General features: G+C 72.9%; 20 protein-coding genes. 12 read left to right on the top strand and 8 right to left on the bottom strand.

Features of this window, described 5'->3' with window-relative positions; all coding sequences use genetic code 11:
• Positions 1-460 precede the first annotated feature (460 nt).
• Positions 461-1,837, bottom strand: coding sequence for an NAD(P)-binding domain-containing protein (locus tag EMA09_RS26890; RefSeq protein WP_129843549.1), 1,377 nt, complete (start codon positions 1,835-1,837; stop codon positions 461-463).
• A gap of 81 nt (positions 1,838-1,918) precedes the next feature.
• Between EMA09_RS26890 and EMA09_RS26885 the strand changes: the two genes are divergently transcribed.
• The 4 genes from EMA09_RS26885 (at position 1,919) to hutG (ending at position 6,185) form a co-directional block, all read left to right on the top strand.
• Positions 1,919-2,293: a metalloregulator ArsR/SmtB family transcription factor gene (locus EMA09_RS26885; protein WP_129843548.1), complete on the top strand. Its 375-nt coding sequence runs from the start codon at positions 1,919-1,921 to the stop codon at positions 2,291-2,293.
• 254 nt (positions 2,294-2,547) lie between these two features.
• Positions 2,548-3,369, top strand: a complete 822-nt coding sequence (locus EMA09_RS26880) for an IclR family transcriptional regulator (RefSeq protein WP_240796590.1) — start codon at positions 2,548-2,550, stop codon at positions 3,367-3,369.
• Positions 3,370-3,528: 159 nt separating this feature from the next.
• The gene (hutU, locus tag EMA09_RS26875; protein ID WP_129843547.1) at positions 3,529-5,208 is read left to right on the top strand and encodes a urocanate hydratase; all 1,680 of its coding nucleotides are present in this window, start codon (positions 3,529-3,531) and stop codon (positions 5,206-5,208) included.
• On the top strand, positions 5,205-6,185 hold the full coding sequence (hutG, locus tag EMA09_RS26870; RefSeq protein WP_240796589.1) for a formimidoylglutamase: 981 nt from the start codon (positions 5,205-5,207) through the stop codon (positions 6,183-6,185). Before hutU ends, hutG begins: the two co-directional genes overlap by 4 nt.
• 337 nt (positions 6,186-6,522) lie before the next feature.
• Here hutG and hutI read toward each other — a convergent pair whose 3' ends face one another.
• A complete protein-coding gene (gene hutI / locus EMA09_RS26865) occupies positions 6,523-7,725 on the bottom strand; it encodes an imidazolonepropionase (protein ID WP_129843546.1) in 1,203 nt (400 codons plus the stop codon).
• A gap of 55 nt (positions 7,726-7,780) precedes the next feature.
• Positions 7,781-9,316 carry a histidine ammonia-lyase gene (gene hutH, locus EMA09_RS26860; protein WP_129843545.1) on the bottom strand — a complete coding sequence of 512 codons (1,536 nt, stop codon included), beginning with the start codon at positions 9,314-9,316 and terminating at the stop codon, positions 7,781-7,783.
• Positions 9,317-9,465: 149 nt separating this feature from the next.
• On the opposite strand from hutH, the gene EMA09_RS26855 reads away from it, so the two are divergent.
• A complete protein-coding gene (locus EMA09_RS26855) occupies positions 9,466-10,233 on the top strand; it encodes an IclR family transcriptional regulator (protein WP_129843544.1) in 768 nt (255 codons plus the stop codon).
• Between the two features lie 43 nt (positions 10,234-10,276).
• On the opposite strand, the gene EMA09_RS26850 is transcribed toward EMA09_RS26855, so the two are convergent.
• A complete protein-coding gene (locus tag EMA09_RS26850; protein ID WP_129843543.1) occupies positions 10,277-10,576 on the bottom strand; it encodes a hypothetical protein in 300 nt (99 codons plus the stop codon).
• Positions 10,577-10,726: 150 nt separating this feature from the next.
• Between EMA09_RS26850 and EMA09_RS26845 the strand changes: the two genes are divergently transcribed.
• Positions 10,727-11,137: a cupin domain-containing protein gene (locus EMA09_RS26845; protein WP_129843542.1), complete on the top strand. Its 411-nt coding sequence runs from the start codon at positions 10,727-10,729 to the stop codon at positions 11,135-11,137.
• Positions 11,138-11,188: 51 nt separating this feature from the next.
• On the opposite strand, the gene EMA09_RS26840 is transcribed toward EMA09_RS26845, so the two are convergent.
• Both EMA09_RS26840 and EMA09_RS26835 read right to left on the bottom strand, forming a co-directional pair.
• Positions 11,189-11,938 (bottom strand): response regulator transcription factor, encoded by a 750-nt coding sequence (locus tag EMA09_RS26840; RefSeq protein ID WP_129843541.1) that lies wholly within the window; start codon positions 11,936-11,938, stop codon positions 11,189-11,191.
• Positions 11,935-13,227, bottom strand: coding sequence for a sensor histidine kinase (locus EMA09_RS26835; RefSeq protein WP_206306013.1), 1,293 nt, complete (start codon positions 13,225-13,227; stop codon positions 11,935-11,937). Before EMA09_RS26835 ends, EMA09_RS26840 begins: the two co-directional genes overlap by 4 nt.
• A gap of 228 nt (positions 13,228-13,455) precedes the next feature.
• Here EMA09_RS26835 and EMA09_RS26830 point away from each other — a divergent pair, with 228 nt between their 5' ends.
• A complete protein-coding gene (locus tag EMA09_RS26830) occupies positions 13,456-14,640 on the top strand; it encodes a serine hydrolase domain-containing protein (RefSeq protein ID WP_168220817.1) in 1,185 nt (394 codons plus the stop codon).
• Between the two features lie 38 nt (positions 14,641-14,678).
• On the opposite strand, the gene EMA09_RS26825 is transcribed toward EMA09_RS26830, so the two are convergent.
• Positions 14,679-15,155, bottom strand: coding sequence for a hypothetical protein (locus EMA09_RS26825; RefSeq protein ID WP_129843538.1), 477 nt, complete (start codon positions 15,153-15,155; stop codon positions 14,679-14,681).
• Between the two features lie 48 nt (positions 15,156-15,203).
• Positions 15,204-15,914: a nitroreductase gene (locus EMA09_RS26820; protein WP_129843537.1), complete on the bottom strand. Its 711-nt coding sequence runs from the start codon at positions 15,912-15,914 to the stop codon at positions 15,204-15,206.
• 94 nt (positions 15,915-16,008) lie between these two features.
• Here EMA09_RS26820 and EMA09_RS26815 point away from each other — a divergent pair, with 94 nt between their 5' ends.
• The 5 genes from EMA09_RS26815 to EMA09_RS26795 all read left to right on the top strand — a co-directional run bounded on the left by EMA09_RS26815 (position 16,009) and on the right by EMA09_RS26795 (position 21,967).
• Positions 16,009-16,893 (top strand): sigma-70 family RNA polymerase sigma factor, encoded by an 885-nt coding sequence (locus EMA09_RS26815; protein ID WP_129843536.1) that lies wholly within the window; start codon positions 16,009-16,011, stop codon positions 16,891-16,893.
• 248 nt (positions 16,894-17,141) lie between these two features.
• On the top strand, positions 17,142-18,614 hold the full coding sequence (locus tag EMA09_RS26810; protein ID WP_129843535.1) for a Y4yA family PLP-dependent enzyme: 1,473 nt from the start codon (positions 17,142-17,144) through the stop codon (positions 18,612-18,614).
• Positions 18,611-19,939, top strand: a complete 1,329-nt coding sequence (locus EMA09_RS26805) for a pyridoxal-phosphate dependent enzyme (protein WP_129843534.1) — start codon at positions 18,611-18,613, stop codon at positions 19,937-19,939. The genes EMA09_RS26810 and EMA09_RS26805 overlap by 4 nt, the downstream gene beginning before the upstream one ends.
• Before the next feature lie 3 nt (positions 19,940-19,942).
• Complete coding sequence (locus EMA09_RS26800; protein WP_129843533.1) at positions 19,943-21,136, top strand: aminotransferase class V-fold PLP-dependent enzyme; 1,194 nt, start codon at positions 19,943-19,945, stop codon at positions 21,134-21,136.
• Between the two features lie 72 nt (positions 21,137-21,208).
• Complete coding sequence (locus tag EMA09_RS26795; protein ID WP_129843532.1) at positions 21,209-21,967, top strand: class I SAM-dependent methyltransferase; 759 nt, start codon at positions 21,209-21,211, stop codon at positions 21,965-21,967.
• Positions 21,968-21,972: the final 5 nt, after the last annotated feature.

The raw sequence follows: 21,972 nt of genomic DNA, 5'->3' as shown, positions 1-21,972 counted from the left end.
CGGCGGGGGACCAGACGGGGACCAGGGATTGTGCGCGCCAGTGAACGACCTGCCTTTGATCGAACGGCGCATCGTGCGGGACCTCTGTCCTGGTGAGGGAAAAGGGTGGACTCGATGGACTGGGGGTCAAAAAGTCGTGGGGTCGAATCCCGCCGTCCCGACGGTGCGACAGGCGCCCTGACAGGGACAGGAGTCCCAGGGGCGCCTTTTCGCTGCCCGACGGCTGCCACTCACCGATCCTCGGTGACGCGCGCCAAGTCGCCCGGGGCGAGGCTCCAGTGACTTCGACCCGGCGCGTCGACTCTCGTGGTGGTTCCGGGTGAGACTGCTTGCGTAGCTTCGCGGTGTTCGGGCGGCAGGCGTTGCCCTCGTAATCGCGGCCGTGACAGGTGGTCGGTGTGGACCAGCAGTAGCAGGGCTGCGTGTTCCGGTGTGCAGCCCTGCTGAGGCGGAGCGCGGGTCATGAGCCGCAGCAGCCGCCCGGAGAGGGTTCGTGGTCCACAGCGGCATGGGTGCCGAGGCCGAGTTGGATCAGTTGCGGTGCCGGAGCGCAGCATCCGCCCGCCGAGTCCTGGTCGAAGAGCCCGGCGCCGCCGCACACCCCCGTCTCGGGAAGGGTGAGTTCGACACGCTGGGCGGCTTCCGTGTCCCCGGCGAGGGCGGCGGCGATGGAGCGGACCTGTTCGTAGCCGGTCATGGCGAGGAAGGTGGGGGCGCGGCCGTAGGACTTCATCCCGGCCAGGAAGAGGCCCTTCTCGGGATGGGAGAGTTCGGCTGCGCCGTGAGGGTAGACGGTGCCGCAGGAGTGGGCGTTGGGGTCGATCAGGGGCGCCAGCCGCACGGGCGCGGAAAGGCGTTCGTCCAGGCCGAGGCGGACCTCGGACAGGAAGGTCAGGTCGGGGCGCAGGCCGGTGAGCACGATGATGTGGTCGACGGGCTCGGTGCGGCGGCCGTCGTCGGCGACCAGCAGCAACTGATCGCCGTCGTGCTCGACGGTGGTGGTGCGGAATCCGGTGATGGCATCGGCGTGGCCGTCGTCGATGGCGGCTTTGGCGGCCAGGCCGAGGGCGCCGCGGGCAGGGAGCTGGTCTGCGGTGCCGCCGCCGAAGGTGGAGCCGGAGATGCCCCGGCGCAGTACCCACACCGCGTGCGTGCCCGGGTCGGTCTCGGCGAGGCCGGCCAGGCCGGCGAGGGTGGTGAAGGCGGAGGCGCCGGTGCCGACCACAGCGGTGCGCCGGCCGGCGAATGTGGCGCGGACGTGCGCGTCCGTCAGGTCGGGGACGCGGTAGGTGATCCTGCCCTGCTCGGACAGGGCGCGCTCGCCGGCGGCGGGGTAGCCGTCGGCGCCCAGGGGGTTGGGGGTCGCGTAGGTGCCGGAAGCATCGATGACGGCGCGGACCGTGATCCGCTCTTCGGCGCCGTCGGCCGTGATGAGGTGCACGGTGAAGGGCTGGGTGTCGCGGCCGGAGTCGACCACGCGGTCCCGTCCGGCGCGGGCCACCCCGGTGACGGTGGCGCCCCAGCGGACACGGTCGCCGAGGGCGTCGGCCAGGGGCTGGAGGTAGTCGTCGGCCCACTGCGCGCCGGTCGGGCAGACGGTCGGGTCGGGGCGTACCCAGCCGGTGGCGGCAAGCAGCTTCTCGGCGGCGGGATCGACCAGCTCGGCCCAGGTGGAGAACAGCCGCACGTGTCCCCATTCGCGCACTGCCGCGCCGGCACGCGTGCCGCGTTCCAGGACCAGGGGTTGGATGCCGCGCCCGGTCAGGTGGGCGGCGGCGGCAAGCCCGATGGGGCCTGCCCCGATGACGACGACGGGCAGATGGGCGGACTGCGGCATGATGAGCGCTCTCTCACTGTTTTGACGTCTGTCGATATCCGGAGGTTGCCACGCGATATCGACAGGTGTCAACATAGAGGCATGTCGAAGCAGAAGAGGGTGGAACTCCCGGTACTCGAACCGGAAGCCGGGATGGCTCCGTGCTGCCCGCCGCTGACGGCCGGGGAGCTGTCGGCGCAGGATGCCGAGAAGATGGCCGTGATGTTCAAGGCGCTGTCCGACCCGGTGCGGCTGCGCCTGTTCTCGAAGGTCGCCTCCCACCCGGGCGGCGAGGCGTGCGTGTGCGACATCCAGGACGTCGGCGTCTCCCAGCCCACCGTCTCCCACCACCTGAAGAAGCTGCGGGAGGCCGGGCTGCTGACCTCCGAGCGCCGCGGCACCTGGGTCTACTACGCCGTGGCGCCCTCGGTGGTGGCCGCGATGTCCGCCATGCTCGACCTGCGCACCACCGCCTGACCCCGGCCTTCGCGGTGGCGGCGACCCGGCTGAGGCGCAGTCGACGAAACGGCCATCGCGGCCTACACCATGGTTTCCCGCTTCCTCGTGGCGCTGGCGGTCTGAAGCACCTGTCGCACGGCGCGTCGCACACGGCGCTCCATCGAACAGGCGGCCGACCGGGTGCCTCCAGGTGCGCTTGGGCAAGTGGTGCTCGGCCAGGGGCAAGGCGGCACGGCTCTATACGCTGGGCCAGAGCAGTCGAGGAGTGACCGGTGAGTGAGCACGAAGTCGCGCCCGGCAGGGCGTCGAGCGCGTCGCCGGCGGTTGGCCGGGCGCTGGACATGCTGGTGTACATGGCCGCGCGTCCGGGGCTGGTGCAGGCCGCTACGCTCGCCCGTGACCTGGGCATCCCGCGCTCCTCGGCGTACCACATCCTCACCGTGCTGGCCGACCGGGGCTTCGTCACCTACGTGCCCGCGGAACAGGCGTACGGGCTGGGTGTCACGTCGTTCGAGGTGGGCTCCGCCTATCTGCGCCACGAACCGCTGGAGCGGCTCGCCCGACCTCTGCTGCGCACCCTCGCGAACCGCCTGGGGCAGACGACGCACCTGGGCATCCTGCACGGGGCGGAGACGGTCTACCTGCTCAAGGAACGCCCGCCCGCCGGCCGGAAGGGCGACGTGGACATCGCCCTGGTCACCGACATCGGTGTCCGTCTGCCGGCGCACCTCACGGCCAACGGCCCCGCCATCCTCGCCCACACGTCCGAGGCGCAGGTGCGGGCACTCTTCCCCCGGCCGGGCGACCTGACCACCCGCACCGGCAAGGGGCCGCGCACGCTGAGGGGGCTCCTCGACGAGCTGGCCGGGGAGCGTGCGCGCGGCTGGTCGCAGGAGGACGAGCTGGTGACCCGGGGGTTCCGTTCGGTGGGAGCGGCGGCGTTCGACCACCATGAGCGGCCCATCGCCGCCATCAGCACCACATGGCGCCGCCACCACGGCCGGCACGACGCCGACGAGGTGTGCGAAGCCCTGCGGCACGCGGCGGCCCGTCTCACCGCGGCCGTCTCGGGCCACGTGCCCGGACCGGGGTGAGCACTCCGGGGCCGCGCAACGGGACTCGGGTGGGATCGCCGCACCGCGAAAGCACGAGGTGTCTCGGATACGAGAAACAGCACGGTCGACGCTGGAGGAGCGTCCAGCATCGGCGTGTCATGGGAGGGCAACCACTCGATCCCCGTGTAAGGACCGCACATGAGCAGAGTTCCCCCCGACACGCCCGGCACCGTCCGCGCTCCCCGCGGCACCGAACTGAACTGCCTCGGGTGGCAGCAGGAAGGCGCCCTGCGGATGCTCATGAACAACCTCGACCCCGAGGTCGCCGAGCATCCCGAGGACCTCGTCGTGTACGGCGGCACCGGCAAGGCGGCCCGCAACCGTGCGTCGTACGACGCCATCGTCCGTACGCTGAAGACGCTGAAGGACGACGAGACGCTGCTGGTGCAGTCCGGCAAGCCGGTGGGCGTGATGCGGACCAACGAGTGGGCTCCGCGCGTGCTGCTGGCCAATTCCAACCTCGTCGGCGACTGGGCGAACTGGGAGGAGTTCCGGTCGCTGGAGGCCCGCGGGCTGATGATGTACGGCCAGATGACGGCCGGTTCGTGGATCTACATCGGCAGTCAGGGCATCCTCCAGGGCACCTACGAGACGTTCGGCGCCGTCGCCCGCAAGAAGTTCGGCGGCAGCCTGGCCGGCACCATCACCCTCACCGCCGGTCTCGGCGGCATGGGCGGCGCCCAGCCGCTCGCCGTCACCATGAACGACGGCGTGGCCATCTGCGTGGACGTCGACCCCACCCGCATCGAGCGCCGCATCGCCCACCGCTACCTGGACGTCGCGGCGGACGGCCCCGACCACGCCCTGCGGCTCGCCGTGGAGGCGCGCGACGCCCGCACGCCCCTCTCCATCGGCCTGTGCGGCAACGCCGCCGAGGTCTTCCCCGAGCTGCTGGAGCGGGGCGCGCCCATCGACATCGTCACCGACCAGACGAGCGCGCACGACCCGCTGTCCTACCTGCCCGTCGGGACGAGCCTCGCGGAGTGGTACGAGCAGGCCCGTACGGACCCCGCCGGCTTCACCGAGCGTTCCCGCGCCTCCATGGCCCGGCAGGTCGAGGCGATGGTCGGCTTCCTCGACGGCGGCGCCGAGGTCTTCGACTACGGCAACTCGATCCGTGACGAGGCCCGCAAGGCCGGCTACGAGCGGGCGTTCGACTTCCCCGGCTTCGTGCCGGCCCACATCCGGCCGCTGTTCGAGGAGGGCCTCGGCCCGTTCCGGTGGGCCGCCCTGTCCGGGGACCCGAAGGACATCGAGGCCACCGACAAGGCCATCATGGAGCTGTTCCCCGAGAACGAGCACCTGCACCGCTGGCTGAAAATGGCTGGTGAGCGGGTGGCGTTCGAGGGCCTGCCCGCCCGCATCTGCTGGCTCGGCTACGGCGAGCGTCACCGTGCCGGTCTGCGCTTCAACGAGATGGTCGCCTCCGGCGAGTTGTCCGCCCCGGTCGCCATCGGCCGCGACCACCTCGACTCCGGCTCGGTGGCCTCGCCCTACCGGGAGACCGAGGCGATGCTCGACGGTTCCGACGCCGTCGCCGACTGGCCGCTGCTCAACGCCCTGGTCAACACGTCCTCCGGTGCCTCGTGGGTCTCCATCCACCACGGCGGCGGTGTGGGCATGGGCCGCTCCATCCACGCCGGCCAGGTCTGCATCGCCGACGGCACCGAACTCGCCGCCCGCAAGCTGGAACGCGTCCTGACCAACGACCCCGGCATGGGCGTCATCCGGCACGTCGACGCCGGGTACGAGCACGCCGCGGCGGTCGCCAGGGAGCGCGGTGTACGCGTCCCGATGACCGAAGGCGGCGCCGCGTGAACTCCGTCCCGTCCGTGCAGGAGGTCCGCACGGACGTCCCGGCCCCTGTATGGGCCGGTCGGGACGACGGTCCCGGCGCCGAGAACCTGCGCTGGCACCATGCCGTCCACCTCGATCCCGGGCGGGCGGCGCCGGGCGAGATCGCCTTCGTGGGCTTCCGCAGCGACGAGGGGGTCCGCCGCAACAAGGGCCGGCCGGGCGCCGCGGCCGGACCGGCGGCGCTGCGCGGTGCCCTCGCGTCGATGGCGCTGCCGGAACCGCTGCGGGCGCTGGACGCCGGGGACGTCGAGGTCGCCGGGGACGGTGACGACGTCCTGGAGGCTGGGCAGGAACGGCTGGGGCGCGCGGTCGCCGCGCTCGTGGACCGCGGTCACCCGGTGATGGTGCTGGGCGGCGGTCACGAGGTGGCGTACGGCAGCTACCTCGGGCTGGCGCGGACGCGCGCGCTGCGCGGGGGCGGCCGCCTCGGGGTGCTGAACCTCGACGCGCATTTCGACCTGCGCGACGACGTCCGGCCCAGCTCCGGCACGCCCTTCCTCCAGATGGCGCGGAGCGAGGAGCGGCGGGGCCGCAGCCTCGACTACCGGGTGCTGGGCATCAGCCAGCCGAGCAACACCCAGCGGCTGTTCTCCACCGCGTCCCGGCTCGGTGTGCGCTGGCTGGCGGACACCGACTGCGGCCCGTCGGACGTGGAACGCGCCCTGGCCTTCGTGGACGATTTCCTGGCGAGCTGCGACGTCGTGCACCTGAGCGTCGACCTCGACGTCCTGCCCGCCGCGGTCGCGCCGGGCGTCAGCGCGCCGGCCGCCTACGGGGTGCCGATGGAGGTCGTCGAACGGGTCTGCGTCCGGGTGGCGGCCAGCGGCAAGCTCGCGGTCTGCGACATCGCCGAGCTGAACCCGGAGTTCGACGTGGACCAGCGCACGGCCCGGGCCGGCGCCCGCCTGATCCACCGAATGGCGACCACCCGGACCTGACGGGTCCCGCGCCGGCGTGCCATGCGACGTCGTTCCGCTGTGTACCGATGAACACGCGTCTCCTTCCCGGCCCGGGAAGGAGACGCGCGGCCCCGGTGAACCCTCAGCAGCCGGTACCGAAGTCGAATCCGTGTGTCGCACGGGTGTCCGGTGCGGCCATGCGGGCCGGGACCCCTCCCTGACCACCTGGGCAGGCACGAGCACCGGGCGCAGGGGGGGACGAACGTGGTGGAGGCGACCTCGGAGAAGTTCCGCACCACGCGCGGGTCGTAGCGTGGCCGGTCGCGGATCTCAACCGCCCCGGGGCCGGAGTTCACCGACGCCGGAGGGCGGCTCGTCATGCACCGGAACGGTTCCCCGCGCACGCCGAGCCGGCCCGCCGGACCGACGACACCAACGGCACCCCTGGGCGGTAGGCGAGGTGCACGTGTGAGGGAGCGTTCAGGACGACGAGGTCGGCCCGCGCCCCCGGGGAGAGACGGCCGACATCCGTGCGGCGCAGGGCGCGCGCGCCTCCGGCGGTCGCCGCCCAGAGCGCCTCGTCGGGCGTCATCCGCATCTCCCGGACGGCCAGGGCGATGCAGAACGCCATGGAACTCGTGTACGAGGAGCCGGGGTTGCAGTTCGGGGAGAGGGCGACCGTGGCGCCCGCGTCGAGGAGCCGGCGGGCGTCCGGGTAGGGGGAGCGGGTGGAGAAGTCCGATCCCGGCAGCAGGGTGGCGACGGTGCTCGTCTGCGCGAGGGCGTCCACGTCGGCGTCGGTGAGGTAGGTGCAGTGGTCGGCGGAGGCCGCGTCGAGTTCGACGGCGAGCTGCACTCCCGGGCCGTGGGAGAGCTGGTTGGCGTGGAGCCGCGGCACCAGCCCCCGGGACGCCGCGGCGGTGAGGACCGCCCGCGCCTGGTCGCCGTCGAAGGCGCCCTCCTCGCAGAAGACGTCGGCCCAGCGGGCGTGCGGCGCGCACGCGTCCAGCATGGGGCCGGTGACGAGGTCGACGTAACCGGCCGGGTCGTCCGCGAACTCCGGCGGCACCAGGTGGGCGCCGAGGTAGGTGACCTCGTCGGTGTGCGCCGCGGCGATGCGCACGGCACGTTCCTCGTCCGCGACCGTCAGGCCGTAACCCGACTTGGTCTCCATCGTGGTGGTGCCCTGCCGCAGCGCCTCGCGTACATGGCGGCGCACCGTCGCGTGCAAGGTGTCGGCGTCCGCCGCCCGGGTCGCCTCCATCGTGGTCCGGATGCCGCCGGCGGTGTAGGGACGTCCCGACATCCGGGCGTTGAACTCGTCCGTGCGGTCCCCGGCGAAGACCAGGTGGGAGTGGGAGTCGACGAAGCCGGGGATGACGGCGCGGCCGCCGGCGTCCACCCGCTCGTCGGCCGCCGGTGCCCGGTCGGCGGGGCCGGCCCAGGCGATCCGCGAACCCTCGACGAGGAGCGCGGCATCGGTGAGCAGTCCGAGCGGTCCCTTCCCGAGGGCGGGGTCGTTGGTGACCAGCGAGCCGATGCCCGTGACAAGGATGCTGGATGGGTGGTGCGCGTCCATGCGATCACTCCTGGTAGTGCGGGGAGCCGGCCGTCGACCGGGAGGGGCGGCGGGGTCAGAGCAGCGGGCCGGTGACCGACTCCGCGGCGGCCAGGGCGCGGCCGGAGGCGACGTACTGGACGGCTGCCTCGATCTCGGGGGCGAGCCAGCGGTCGGTGCCGGGGCCGTCCACGGTCTCGCGCAGGCCGTCGCGCACCGCCGCGGTGGCGGGCGAGGGCGCGAGCGGCGCGCGCAGGTCGAGGGCGCGAGCGGCGGTGCACAGCTCCACGGCGACGACGCGGCCGAGACCGTCGAGGGCGCGGCGCAGCTTGCGGGCGGCGGACCAGCCCATGGAGACGTGGTCCTCCTGCATGGCGCTGGAGGGGATCGAGTCGGTGGAGGCCGGCACGGCGAGCCGCTTGAGCTCGGAGACGATCGCGGCCTGGGTGTACTGCGCGATCATGTGGCCGGAGTCCACGCCGGGGTCGTCGGCGAGGAAGGCGTTGAGACCGCGGTTGCGGGCCGGGTCGAGGAAGCGGTCCGTGCGGCGCTCGGAGATCGAGGCGACGTCGGCGACCGAGATGGCGAGAAAGTCGAGCACGGCGGCGACCGGGGCGCCGTGGAAGTTGCCGTTGCTCTCCACCCGGCCGTCAGCGGTGACGACCGGGTTGTCGATGGCGGAGGCCAGCTCGCGGGAGGCCACCAGCTCGGCGTGGGAGAGGGTGTCACGGGCGGTGCCGTGGACCTGGGGCGTGCAGCGGAGCGAGTAGGCGTCCTGCACGTACGTGCACTCCGGACCCGTGTGGCTGGCCACGATCGCGGAGCCGGTGAGCAGCGTCCGCAGGTTCGCGGCGCTGTCGGCCTGGCCCGGGTGCGGGCGCAGGGCCTGGAGGTCGGCGGCGAAGACCGCGTCGGTGCCGAGCTGGCCCTCGACGCTCATCGCGGCGGCGATGTCGGCCGTACGGAGGAGGCGCCGCAGGTCGTGGGCGGCCAGCGCCAGCATGCCGAGCATGCCGTCGGTGCCGTTGATGAGGGCGAGGCCCTCCTTCTCCTCCAGGACGACCGGAGTGATGCCCGCGCGGGCGAGCGCCTCGTCCGCCGGCCTGCGCACGCCGTCGGCGGTGCGGACCACGCCCTCGCCCATGACGGCGAGCGCGCAGTGCGCGAGGGGGGCGAGGTCGCCGGAGCAGCCGAGCGAGCCGTATTCGTGCACGACCGGGGTGATCCCGGCGTTGAGCAGCGCGGCGTACGCCTCGGCGGTCTCGGTCCGTACGCCGGTGCGGCCGGTGGCGAGCGTGGACAGTCGCAGCAGCATCAGCGCGCGGACGACCTCGCGCTCGACCTCGGGCCCCGAGCCCGCCGCGTGCGAGCGCACCAGGCTGCGCTGGAGCTGGGCGCGCAGCTCGGTGGGGATGTGGCGTGTGGCCAGCGCACCGAAACCGGTGGAGACGCCGTAGTGAGGCTTGGCGTCGTCGGCGAGGGTCTGAACGACCTCCCGGCTGCGGGCGATCTCCTTCACTGCTTCGGGGGCCAGGACCACCGGGGTTCCGAGGCGGGCGACGGACACGACATCGTCGGCGGCAAGAGCACCGACACCAACTACGACGTTCATGTACCTATCAAGCCGCAGGCCAACCGCGTCCGCGAGGGGTGACCCATGGTTTCTGTCTGGTATCTCAGACATCCCGGCGTCTGGGATACCAGACACTCCGGCCTGCCCGGCTCCCCGGACGGTTCCCCGGCTGGTCTACGCTCACCCCCATGGGTATCGTCCCGGCCGCCGGGCAGGTGCTCGCCGTGCTGCGCTACCTCGCGCGCCAGGCGGCTCCCGTTCCCGCCGCTGCCATCAGCCGCGACGTCGGCCTGCCCCGTTCGACGACGTACCACCTGCTCGACACCCTGACGGCGGAGGGCTTCGTGGTCCACCTGCCGGAGGAGCAGCGCTACGGACTCGGTGTCAGCGCCTTCGAACTGGCCTCCGGCTATCAGCGCCAGGCCCCTCTTCAGCGCCTGGCGCGGGCGCCGCTGGCCGCGCTCGTCGACCGGACGGGGCACAACGCCAACCTCGCCGTACTGCACGGCCGCGAGGTCATCTACGTCATCGAGGAACGCGCGCCGGGCCGGGCGCCGCTGGTCAGCGAGGTCGGGGTGCGGCTGCCGGCCCATCTGACCGCCAGCGGTCGGGCGGTGCTCGCGCTGCTGCGTCCCGCGCAGGTGCGGGCGGTCTTTCCCGACCGGTCGGCGTTCATCGTCCGGCACGGCGTCGGCCCTTCCTCGCTGACGGCGCTGCGAGGACTGCTGGCCGAGGTCCGGCGCCGGGGCTACGCGACGGAGGAGGGGGAGGTCACGCCCGGGCTGTCGTCCATCGCCGCCCCCGTGCTTGACCACCGTGCCCACCCGATCGCCGGGGTCTCCGTCACGTTCCCCGGCGACGCGGCCGACGGGGCGGAACGCGGGCGCATCGCGGACCACGTGGCACGGACCGCGCGGGAGGTGACCCGGCGGGTCGGCGGCGTCACACCCGCGTGAGCGACGTCGGGATCGGGGGCGCGCACCACAGGGCCGGGCCGGCTCACCACGGCCTGATCGAGCACATCCCCACCCGCCGCCCCTCGTGGTCCAGCAGATGTCCCATTCCCTTCTCGGTCCGCACACCCAGGACGCGGTCGGTCACTTCGAGGCTCGGGAGCTGGGCGCACGCCGCCGTCTCGCGCTGCTGGACCGAGCCGACGTCGCGGAGCCAGTAGGTGGCCAGCACGTTGGAGGAACCCGTGACGGCGGCCAGCAACCGGCACTCGGACAGAGTGGCGAGGGTGCGGTGCAGACGGTTGACCTCACCCACCCCGGCCCGGCCGCGGAAGGTGACCGACACCGGGCCAAAGGGATGTACTGGCAGTACGTCCTTCGATGATGTCTCGCTGCCGGGGACAGGTGCGGGTTACCTGGTTGACGTGGCGTTTTCCGTCTGACCCTTCTCGTGCCCTGAGCCACACCTGTCCGTCTCGACGCTAGGAGCAAGCCCGTGCAGATCACCCGCAGCTCGATCGACACCGCCAAGGGACCCGCCGACTGGTTCACCGGTGACGTCTACATCGACCCTGTCGCCGCCGCCCCGGCACCGTCGCGGGTCACCGCGTCGCTGGTCCACTTCATGCCCGGTGCCCGCACCCACTGGCACCGCCACCCGCTGGGCCAGACGGTCTTCGTCACCGAGGGCGTCGGCCTCTGCCAGCGCCGCGGCGGTCCGGTGGAAGTCATCCGGCCCGGCGACCGCGTCCTGTTCGAAGCCGATGAGGAGCACTGGCACGGCGCCGCGCCGAACCGGCTCATGGTCCACCTCGCCATCAACGAGGGCGACGACGACCACGCCGTCGTGCACTGGCTGACCCCCGTCACGGACGAGGAGTACGCCGCCGCTCCAGCCGCCGGCTGACCCGGTCCCGGCGTCCGCACACGGGGCGGGAGGGCGCGTTCGAGGCGAACGTCATCCACGAGCCGCGGCACGACCGCGTTCGGCACCGGGACCGCCTCCCGCCTCACCGCGCCGGCTTCCCATGGCCTCGTTCGACGGGGAACGACCCGGGCGGACCAGGCCGTGTTCGTAGGCGTGCACGACGGCCTGGACGCGGTCGCGGAGGCCCAGTTTGCCGAGCACACGGCTGACGTGCGTCTTCACGGTGCCCTCCGTCAGGTGGAGGCGTCCGGCGATCTCGAGGTTGGACAGGCCGCGGGCCATGAGGACGAGCACCTCGCGCTCGCGCTCGGTGAGGTGCCCCGTACCGCTGTCGAGGAGCGCCGGCGAGGGAGCGGTCTCGACGTACCGTTCGAGGAGGCGGCGGGTGACGCTCGGCGCCGTGACCGCGTCGCCGCGGTCGATGACGCGGACCGCGGCGAGCAGGTCGGGAGCCAGGGTGTCCTTGAGGAGGAAGCCGCTCGCCCCGGCCTGGAGCGCGGCATACACGTAGGCGTCCAGGTCGAAGGTGGTCAGGACCAGCACCCGCGTCTCGGCGGTGGCGGGATCGGCGCGGATGCGGCGCGTGGCCTCCACGCCGTCGACGCCGGGCATGCGGATGTCCATCAGGACGATGTCCGGCCGCAGGGCGGCGGTCATGGCGACCGCTTCCGCGCCGTCGGCCGCTTCCCCGACGACCCGCAGGTCGGCCGCCTGTTCCAGGAGCACCCGGAATCCGGCGCGGATCAGGGCCTCGTCGTCGGCGAGGAGGATGCGGATCACAGGGTCTGCCCTTCGACTGATACTGCGGTGCGGCCGGCCGCCACGCGCTCCGGGGGCGTCCGGCCGGGGTGACGCAAAGGCAGGACGGCCCGGACGGTGAAACCGCCGTCGGCGCCCTGCCCCGCGGTGAAGTGCCCGCCGAGCAGTGCGACCCGCTCGCGCATGCCGCGCAGACCCAGCCCGCTGTGCCGCTTGCGGTCATCGGGAGAGGTCCGCGTGACGCCGCCACCGTCGTCGCGGACCTCGATGCGGACCTCCGTCGCGCCGTGATCCACCAGGACCTCCGCCGTCGCCCCCGGCCCGGCGTGCTTGATGGTGTTCGTCAGGGCCTCCTGGACGATGCGGTACGCCGCCAGGTCGACGGACGACGGAAGCACGGTGGGGGTGCCCTCGACGCGCAGGCGCGCCCGCGTGCCGGCGCGGTGCACCCGGGAGAGCAGTGCGGGGAGCTGGTCGAGCCGGGGCGGGGTGAACCACGCGTCCTCCGCGTCTCCGACCGCGGTCAGCACCTCGCGCATGTCCGTCAGGGACTCACGGCCGATGGTCACGATGGTGTCCAGCGCCGCCCGCGCCTCCTGCGGCGGATCGTCCAGTGAGACCGCGGCGACCTGGGCCTGGAGCACGATGACGGACAGGCCGTGCGCGACGACATCGTGCATCTCCCGGCTGATCCGCGCCCGTTCGGTCATGGCGGCCAGCGCGGCCTGCCGGTCGCGCTCGTGCTCCAGGTCCTCCATCCGCGCGCGGAGCTGGCCCAGATACGCGAGCCGGTCGCGCACGGCGGTACCGGCCGCCCACGCGGCGAGCAGGGCGAGGACGACCACCACCAGCGCGGTCCACGGACCCACCGCCTGGCCTTCGTCGACTCGCGTCAGGTCGGCGGGCGCGTACGGCGGCCCCGGTCCCTTGTCGATGTGGACCGCCGTGACGGGCAGTCCCGGCACGGGCCGGCCCCGGGCGGCGTAGGACGCGCACCACCCGCCCACGACCAGCAGCAGACCGCACAGCGCCGCCAACGACGTCCCGCGCCGGCATCGGGCGGCGACCGTACCCAGCAGGAGCGGCACGCCGAGGTCGACGACGGTCGGCGCCTCCAGGGCCAGATGGACGACACCCGCGAGCGTGCAGACGACCAGCATCACGACCGGCCGGTACCGGCGCAGCGCGACGGCCGCCGCCATCACAGCCGTCGCCGTCCACCACAGGTACGACTCGGGCCGGCCGCCCGTCGGCCCGTGGATCAGCAGGTACGCCGCGATGAGCCCGCACGCCGGCGCCGTGTCGCTCACCAGCGGGCACCGGGCGAAGGCGCGCAACACCGCGGACAACCGTCTTCCCATGAGTCCGTGAGCCTACGGCCGGCCGTATAAGCACCAGGTATGCCTCAGTGCCCGGGCGGCGGGGAGCGTACGACTTCCGGCAGAGGCGAGGATGTGTCCTCCGGCAGACGCGCGGCCCGCCTCCCGCTTCCGAGAATGGTCCGCGTGACGACACGTGAACCCCTGACGCATCGGCAAGTGTCCCGCCGTTCAGCCCTCGGCCTGTTCGGCATCGTGCCCGCCGCGGCGGCCGGCGCCTGGGCACTCGGCTCGGGCCGGCCCGCCGCCGCCACCTCCCGTACCGATACGGCTCCGTCCTCCGACGTCGTCGTCGGCGATGTGCAGAAGGCCATGGAGGACGTGGCCGCGACCGCGGGCGCGGTCAGCGCGATCGGCGAGGTGTACGTCGACGGGAAACGCGTCGGCCACGGGTCGGCGGGCTCACGGCTGCTGGGCGGCAGGGGCGGGACGGTCCCCTCCGATTCCCGTTACCGCCTCGCCTCGCAGACCAAGTTCATGGTGGCCACGGCCGCGCTGCAACTGGTCGACGAGGGCAGGCTCGACGTGGACGCCCCCCTCGCCCGTGTGCTGCCCGAAGCGGGCCGCGACGACCTGGTCGAGCACGCCGACGAGATCACCGTGCGCAAGCTGATCCGGCACACGTCCGGGATCCCGGACTTCGTACCCAGCGGCTGGTTCGACCCCTTCGACTTCGACACGTACCACCCGCCGCTCGAACTGGTCGCGGCCGCACGGACGGTGCCCCGCGAGACGGAGGTGGGCGCGTTCCACTACAGCACCACCAACTACGTCCTTCTCGGTCTGATCATGGAACGGGCCGCCCGGCAGCCGCTGCCCGACGTGCTCGCCGAGCGGATCTTCTCTCCGCTGGGCATGACCCGCACCTATCTGCCCACCCGCCCACCGCACGGCATCAAGGGCTGCCACGCGCACGGCTACTTCCCCGACGAGAACGGCCGGCCGCGGGATGTGGACCGGCTGAACGCCAGTACCTACGGTGTCCAGGGAGCGATCTCCACCGCCCGCGACGTCAGCGCCTTCCAACGCGCGTTCGACCTCGGCACGCTCCTGCCCGCGGAACTTCAGGAAATCCTCATGTCGCTGGGCCGCAGCGACGACACGGGAACCGACACCGGAACCCCGGCCCCACAGAACGGGCAGCCTCCCTTGGGTGTCTGCGGAGGCACGCCCGCACTGCGCCCGGCGGCCGGGGGCTCCCCCGGCCTCGCCGCGACGACGTTCTCCTCGAAGGACGGACGCCTCCAGTTCGCCATCTCCGTCACGCTCAGCGTCGACAACATGCAGTTCCCCGGAACTGCCGTCGACCAGGCGGCGGCGACGGTCTTCTGCCCCGCGGGATGACATCGCCGCGGTGAACACCCGGGAGGTGCGCACCCCGCTCACGCGTCGGGCAGGCGGCGGATCACCTCCAGCACGTACGCCGTCCAGCGTGCGTCGCAGGCGGGGCAGCGCGGGATGTGGCGGTGCCCCGCCAGGCGGCGGGGCATGTCGGGGAAGCCCGGGAAGTCCACCGAGTACAGGACGGCGAACCGGGCGGCGCACGCGCGGCAGCGCCGCGTGACCGTCTGTCCGGTCACGGCGCCGCCGAAGTCCTCGTCGCCCGCCTCCCGGGCCACGACCCGGGCGTCCAGCTCCGGCAGTCCGCCGCCGTCGCTCCAGTGCAGGTACAGCACGACGGGCGGCAGCGCCGGGAAGGGCGTGAAGAGGATGCGGCGGACCCTGGGGTTCCGCTCAAGGAGCCCGTCCTCCACCGGGTCGAGGTACCGGACGTCCTCGGGCGGCTCGAACGCGGCGCCGCCCGGGAAGTACCGGACGGCACGCCCGCCGAGGGTCAGCTCGATGCCGGTGGGGTCCATGGTGTCGCCTCGATTCCGTTGCGGACCAGCACTTCCGATTCCCCGGCGTCACTCCGGGCCGGGCCGGGCCGCCGGGTCCGCGCCCGCTGTCGACCGGCCGTCGATGAACGCGACCGTCTCGGCGAACGGTGCCCGGCCGATGGGGGCGCCATGTGCGGCCGGGTCCTCGAATCCGATGGAGACGCCGCAGAACAGCAGGAGTTCCGGCGGAGGTGCCACGACCGCGGCGACGGTCCGGTGGTACACCGACCACGCCATCTGCGGGCAACTGTGCAGCCCTTCGGCGCGAAGCAGGAGCATGACGGTCTGCAGGTACATACCGACGTCGGCCCATTGGGCCGGTCCCATGGCGCGGTCGATGTAGCAGAACAGGGCGGCGGGCGCACCGAAGCAGTCCCAGTTCGCCGCCACGGCGTCCGCACGCGACCGCCGGTCCTCGCGCGCGATGCCGAGGGCGGCGTAGCGCTGCTCGGCCGCGGCGTCCCGGCGTGCGCGGTACGGGGCCGCCAGCTCCGGCGGGTACATCCGGTACTCCCTCTCGTCCCCCGGGTCACCCGCCGCCACCCGTGCAGCGGTGCGTTCCTTCAGATCCGCCAGCGGCGCTCCGGTCAGCACACGGACGTGCCAGGGCTGGAGATTCGCCCCGGACGGTGAGCGGGTCGCGGCGGACAGCACGCGTCGCAGCGTGCTCCGGGAAACCGGTTCCCCGCTGAACCGGCGCACCGCCCGCCGGCTCGCGACCGCTTCGTAGACGTCCATGACAGCTCCCTCCGTATCGGCTCCGGCCCCGCCGCCCACCTGGGCGTCGGTGCCCTCTACCGTGGTGACGGCCGGCGAAGGGAAAGGGTGACCGGTGGGCACGCATCACGACCTCGTGGAAGGTTTCGAGGCGCACCGGAACCGCCTGCGGGCGATCGCGCAGCGCATGCTCGGTTCGCACAGCGAGGCGGAGGACGCCGTCCAGGAAGCCTGGCTGCGGCTGGCGCGTACCGAGGGCGACGCCGTACGCAATCCGGCCGGTTGGCTCACGACGACGGTCTCCCGCATCTGTCTCGACATGCTGCGTGCGCGGGCGGCGCGGCGGGAGGATCCGGCGGGCCATCCCGTGCCGGACGGGATCGGCGCCCCGGCCGCGGAGAGCGTTCCGGAGGAGCAGGCGGTGCTGGCCGATCAGGTGGGCCGCGCTCTCCTGGTCGTGCTCGACCGGCTGAGTCCCGCCGAGCGTGTCGCGTTCGTGCTGCACGACATGTTCGCCGTGCCGTTCCACGAGATCGCCCCGGTCGTGGAGCGCTCCGTCGCGGCGGCGAAACAGCTCGCGAGCCGTGCCCGGCGCAGGGTGCGGGGGGTGCCCGCCGTCCCCGCCGCGGAACTCGCCCGGCAGCGTGTCGTGGTGGAGGCGTTCCTCTCGGCGGCGCGGGCTGGCGACATCGACGCGATCCTCGCCGTGCTGGCGCCCGATGTCGTGCGGCGGGCGGACCGTTCGGCGATCCCGGCGGACCGGCCGGCCGAGGTGCGCGGCGCGCGGACCGTGGCGGAGGAGATCGCCGTCTTCGGGCGGAACGCGGGTCTCGCGGAGCCGGTGCTCATCGACGGCGTGGTGGGGATCGCGGTCGCACCGTACGGACGGCTCAGGCTCGTCCTCGCCGTCACCGTCGCGCACGGGGCGGTCGCCGTGTACGAACTCATCGCCGATCAGGACCGGCTCCGGCGCCTGGAACTGGCCGTTCTCGGCAGCTGACCGGCGGCCCGGGGGCCGTGCCGGAGTGAGGCGGTGCAGACACCGTCGTGCATCCGGTGTCATCCTCGCCCGGTGGTCCGGTCCGGTTCGGTGGCACGGTGCGTCGCGGTCCTCGGGGGTGGTGGGGCTGGTGGGGCTCGAAAGAGCGTGCGTAAACTCCGCCGGATTGGAAAATGATTATCAGGGCCGCTCAAGGGCGGGTCAGGAGGCCGCGGGACGGAGCGGCCCGCGCCGGGGAGGGAATGATCATGGTGGACGCGCCCCTGTACCTGGAGCCACGGGTGGAGGAACCGCTGCGCGGCTTACTCGCCTCCCCGGCCCTGCTGCACTCGCTCGTGGACGCGCTCGGTTCTCCCCTCAACGTCGTGCTGCCCGACGTGATCGCCGACAACGTCGCCGCGTTCCGCGCGGTCTACCGGCGTCACCACCTCGGCGGCCAGGTCTACTTCGCCCACAAGGCGAACCGTTCCAGCGCCCTCGTACGGCGTCTCGCCGCCACCGACGCCGGGCTCGACGCGGCCTCGCTCGACGAGCTGGGGCACTCGCTCGGCTCGGGGTTCACGCCCGAACGGGTCCTGGCCACCGGTCCGAAGGACCCGGACTTCCTGTGGCTGGCCGCCCGCGCCGGAGTGACGGTCAGCGTCGACTCGCACGCCGAACTGACCGATCTCATACGCCTGGTACGCGCCCACGCGCTCCCCTGCGTCCGGGTGCTGCTGCGCCTGTCCGGCTTCGAGGCCGAAGGCGTCCGGGTGCTGTCGCGCCGCACGAGGTTCGGCACCCCGGTCGGCGCGGTGGGAGCACTGCTCGACCTGGCCGAACGGCACCGGGACGCAGTGGAGCTGTCCGGGGTGGCCTACCACCTCGACACGACCGGCATCGACGAGAAGGCACTCGCCCTGGAGGGCTGCGTCCTCGTCATGGACGAGGCGCGGCGGCGCGGGCTCGATCCGCGCGCCATCGACATCGGCGGCGGCTACGGCGCCCGTTACCTGGCCGACGGCGAGCAGTGGGAGCGCTACACCACCGAACTCACCCGCGCCGTACTGGGCCGCCGCCCCCCGCTGACCTGGCGCGGCCACGGCTACGGCCTCCGGAACGAGGGCGGCACCGTACGGGGGCAGCTCACCCTCTACCCGGCGCACAGGTCCGTCGCCGGGCCCGCCTATCTCGACGAGCTGCTGACCACGCGGGCGCCCACGCTCGATCGCACACTGGCCGATCTGCTGCTCGAACATCTCTACGACCTCCATGTCGAGCCGGGGCGCGCGCTGGTGGACCAGTGCGGCGTCTCCCTCGCCAGGGTGCTGGACGTGCGCCCCCTGGACGACGGCTCGCATCTGGTACGGCTCGGGATGAACGCCGGAGATGTCACCCTGGAGGAACACGGCGTACTGGCGGATCCTGTCATCGTTCCCCGGGACGACCGGCGGGAGGGGGGTGAGGAGGGCCGTGCCCCGGTCGGGGTCTACCTGGTGGGGAATCTGTGCCTCGAAGCGGACCTGGTGACCCGTCGCATGGTCTTCCTCCCCGCCCTGCCGGTCCGTGGAGACGTGCTCGCCTTCCCCAACACCGCCGGTTACTGCATGGACTTCCACGCGCACCGGGCGCAGATGCAGCCCAGGGCGCGCACGGTGGCGGCGGGCCGGCGGGCCGGCTCGTGGTGGTGGTCCCTGGACGAGCGGTACTGGCCGAGCACTTACATGAGCGGAGAGGCATGAGGTACGACGACATCACCGAGGCGATCGGCAACACCCCGCTGGTACGCATCGATCCGGCCGTGCACGGCCTGCGCGGCATCGATCTGTACGCGAAGCTGGAGATGCTGAACCCCTTCGGTTCCGTGAAGGACCGCGCGGCGTGGGGCATGCTGCGGCCGAGGCTCGACGCCGCGACGGCGGCGGGCGAGCAGGTCGTGGAGCTGTCCAGCGGCAACACGGCCAAGGCCCTCGCCGTGCTCGCCGGGATGCACGGGCTGACGTTCAAGAGCGTGACCAACCGGATGCGGGTGCCGGAGATCCGGGAGCTGCTGGTCCTGCTCGGCGCGGAGATCGAGGAACTGCCGGGGCGCAGCGAGTGCCTCGACCCGACGGACACGGACGACCCGCTGACGCAGTTCCACCGCTCCCTGTCGGAGGACGGCACCAGCTACCTCCACACCGATCAGTACTACAACCCGAGGAACATCGAGGCCCATGCGACGGGCACGGGGCCGGAGATCGTGAAGGACCTGGGCGGCCGCTCCCCCGACTGGTTCATCGCGTGCGTGGGGACGGCCGGTTCCTCCACGGGTGTCGCCCGCGTGCTGCGGGAGCACGATCCGGGTGTCGGGGTCGTGGGTCTCGTCGCCGGCAAGTCGGACTTCATCCCGGGCATCAGGACCATCGACGAGGTGAACGAGGTGGGCCTGTTCGACCCGGACACCTACGACACGATCGAGGCGGTGAGCGCGGACGAGGCCATCGACGGCATGGTGGTGCTGAACCGCAGGTGCGGGCTGCTGGCCGGCCCGACGAGCGGCGCGGCGTACCACGGCGCCGTGCGCCACCTGCGGGAGCACGACGCGGAGCCCGGCGAGCACGGGGAGCACAGGACCGCGGTGTTCATCGCCTGCGACCGGGTGGAGAGCTACCTCGGCTATGTGCGGCAGCGGCGTCCCGAACTGCTGGGCAGGGCGCCCCACCGCAACGCGCTCTCCTCCGTGACGGAGGCGGAGCTGGCGGCCGTCCGGAGCGTCGATGTCGCGGGGGCGCGCGAGTGGATCGCGCGGGAACGTCCGCTCGTCATCGATCTGCGGGGGCCGCACGCCTTCGCCGCGCTGCACATCGAGGGGTCGCTCAACATCGTCGACGAGCTGTTCGAGCAGCAGGTGCACGGCGGGCTGCCGTTCGGGCGGGGGCAGTCGGTACTGCTGGTCTGCCCGGTCGGCGAGAAGTCGGCGCGGTTCGCAGCCCTGCTCACGCGCATGGGGCATCCGGACGTGCGCAGCCTCGACGGGGGTGTCGTCGCCTGGCGTGACGCCGGCGCTCCGCTGACCCGGGACTGAGCGATGGAGCCGGACGATCTGACGCTCCTCGGTCCGTGGCAGCGGGCGCTGCGGGCGCAGTTCCCGATCATCGCGGACCATCCGGACCTGGCCTACCTGGACAGCGCGGCGACCTCCCAGAAGCCGCACGCCGTACTGGCGGCCGTCCAGGAGTACCTGGTGACGCGGAACGCCAACGCGGGCCGGGGCACCTACCCCTGGGCGAACGAGACGACCGCCGCGGTGGAGCGCACCCGTGCCCGCGTGAAGGAGTTCCTCGGCGACCCGGCGCCCGACCGGTCGGCGGTGCACTTCGTCAGCGGTACGTCCGAGGGGCTGCGCGCCGTCGCCCTCGACTGGCTGGTCCCGCAGCTCGCCGACGGCGACGAGATCCTCGTCCCCTACGCCGATCACCGGGCCAACCTCGTGCCGTGGCTGGAGGCGCAGCGGTCGGTGGCGCGGGCGGGGATCGACGTCCGCGTCAGAGGGCTGCCGTACCAGGAGTCGTCCGGGGACTACGACCACCGGGCGCTCGCGGACATGGTCGGCCCGCGCACCCGGTTCGTCGCGGCCACGCACGTGCACCACGTCCTCGGTGGCGACATGCGGGTGGACCGGCTGCGGCGGGTGGTGGGGGACGGGGTGCCGATCTGTCTCGACGCGGCGCAGAGCGTGGGCCACCTCCCGCTGTCCGTGGCCGACCTGGACGTGGACTTCGTCGTGTTCTCGGGCCACAAGGCGCTGGCCCTGCCGGGCACCGGAGCGGTGTGGGCGCGCCAGGCGCGCGGCCCCGCGTTCCGGCCCGGCGGGTGGAGCGGAACGCCCAACACGGTCGGTCTCGTCAGCCTCGGCGCGGCGCTCGACTGGCTCACCGCGGCGGACGTGGGCAGGATCGAGCGCTGGACGGTCGCCCTGGCGGCCCGGCTCACCGACGGGCTGCGGCGCCTGCCGCAGTACGAGGTGCTGGGCTGTCAGCTCAGCCTGGCGGCCGACGGGACGGCGGCCCGGCGGCGCGGCATCGTGTCGTTCCGCCACCGCGACATACCACCGCAGGACCTGGGCTTCATCCTCTACACGCACGGCTGCATGGTGCGCGCGGACAGCCTGTGCCGGGCCGGGGCCGACGAGACCGACGGCGCCGTGCGGGTGAGTCTCCACGTCCACAACACTCCCGAGGAGATCGACACGCTGCTGACGGCGCTCCGCGCGCTCGACTGAAAAAGCAACTGAAAATCATGACCATGTAGGATGGCCGCCGGTTCGGCAGACGGCGGAAGGTGACGCGTTCCGATGGGTGTGAGCATGGCGACGGCCGAGTACTGGGTCGATCGCTGGGAACGCCAGCAGCGGCGGTACGCCATCGGCCGCGAAGAGCGTTTCTCGGTGATCGCCGACGTGGTGGAGTACGTGACGCGGGACCGGCCGGCGCCGCTGCTCGTGGACCTCGGCTGCGGCCCCGGCTCGCTGGCCGCCCGCATCGCGCGGCGCGTGCCCCGTGCCGGGATCGTCGCCGTGGACCGGGATCCGCTGCTCCTGGAGCTGGCCCGCACCCACCACGCGGACGCCGCCCGGTACGTCGAGGCGGAGCTCGGCGGCACCGGCTGGATCGACGCGCTCGGCATCGACCGCGCGCCCGACGCCGTGCTCTCGGCGACCGCGCTGCACTGCCTCCCCGTGCACGCGCTCGCCCTGACCTACCGCCAGGCCGCCGCGCTGCTGCGGCCCGGCGGCGTCCTCGTCAACGCCGACCACTTCCCCGACGACGACGCGCGCGGCGCGGACCTGGCCGCGTACGTCGGGAGCCGCCGGATGGCGTCGGCGCTGGCGGGGGACGAACCGGACTGGGAGTCCTGGTGGCGCGAGGCGGCCCGGGACCCGGAGCTGGCCGACGCGTTCGCGGCGCGCGGGCGCTGCACCGGGACGGAGGACGGGCCGGGGAACGACCTGTCCCTCGCCGACCACGTCCGGCTGCTGCGCGAGGCGGGCTTCCGGTCGGTCAGCACGGTGTGGCAGTACGGCGAGAGCCGCGTCCTCGTCGCGTTCGCCTGATCCGG

Origin of the sequence: Streptomyces sp. RFCAC02 (genome assembly GCF_004193175.1) — a bacterium.
Classification (GTDB): Bacteria; Actinomycetota; Actinomycetes; order Streptomycetales; family Streptomycetaceae; genus Streptomyces.
Note: the sequence above shows the minus strand (reverse complement) of the source record. Positions and strands in the feature narration are given on the sequence as shown.

Coding starts and splice junctions, on each gene's coding strand:
- EMA09_RS26890 (WP_129843549.1), bottom strand. CDS start 1,837: ATGCCGCAGTCCGCCCATCTGCCCGTCGTCGTCATCGGGGCAGGCCCC.
- EMA09_RS26885 (WP_129843548.1), top strand. CDS start 1,919: ATGTCGAAGCAGAAGAGGGTGGAACTCCCGGTACTCGAACCGGAAGCC.
- hutU (WP_129843547.1), top strand. CDS start 3,529: ATGAGCAGAGTTCCCCCCGACACGCCCGGCACCGTCCGCGCTCCCCGC.
- hutI (WP_129843546.1), bottom strand. CDS start 7,725: ATGGACGCGCACCACCCATCCAGCATCCTTGTCACGGGCATCGGCTCG.
- hutH (WP_129843545.1), bottom strand. CDS start 9,316: ATGAACGTCGTAGTTGGTGTCGGTGCTCTTGCCGCCGACGATGTCGTG.
- EMA09_RS26855 (WP_129843544.1), top strand. CDS start 9,466: ATGGGTATCGTCCCGGCCGCCGGGCAGGTGCTCGCCGTGCTGCGCTAC.
- EMA09_RS26825 (WP_129843538.1), bottom strand. CDS start 15,155: ATGGACCCCACCGGCATCGAGCTGACCCTCGGCGGGCGTGCCGTCCGG.
- EMA09_RS26820 (WP_129843537.1), bottom strand. CDS start 15,914: ATGGACGTCTACGAAGCGGTCGCGAGCCGGCGGGCGGTGCGCCGGTTC.
- EMA09_RS26810 (WP_129843535.1), top strand. CDS start 17,142: ATGGTGGACGCGCCCCTGTACCTGGAGCCACGGGTGGAGGAACCGCTG.
- EMA09_RS26805 (WP_129843534.1), top strand. CDS start 18,611: ATGAGGTACGACGACATCACCGAGGCGATCGGCAACACCCCGCTGGTA.
- EMA09_RS26800 (WP_129843533.1), top strand. CDS start 19,943: ATGGAGCCGGACGATCTGACGCTCCTCGGTCCGTGGCAGCGGGCGCTG.
- EMA09_RS26795 (WP_129843532.1), top strand. CDS start 21,209: ATGGGTGTGAGCATGGCGACGGCCGAGTACTGGGTCGATCGCTGGGAA.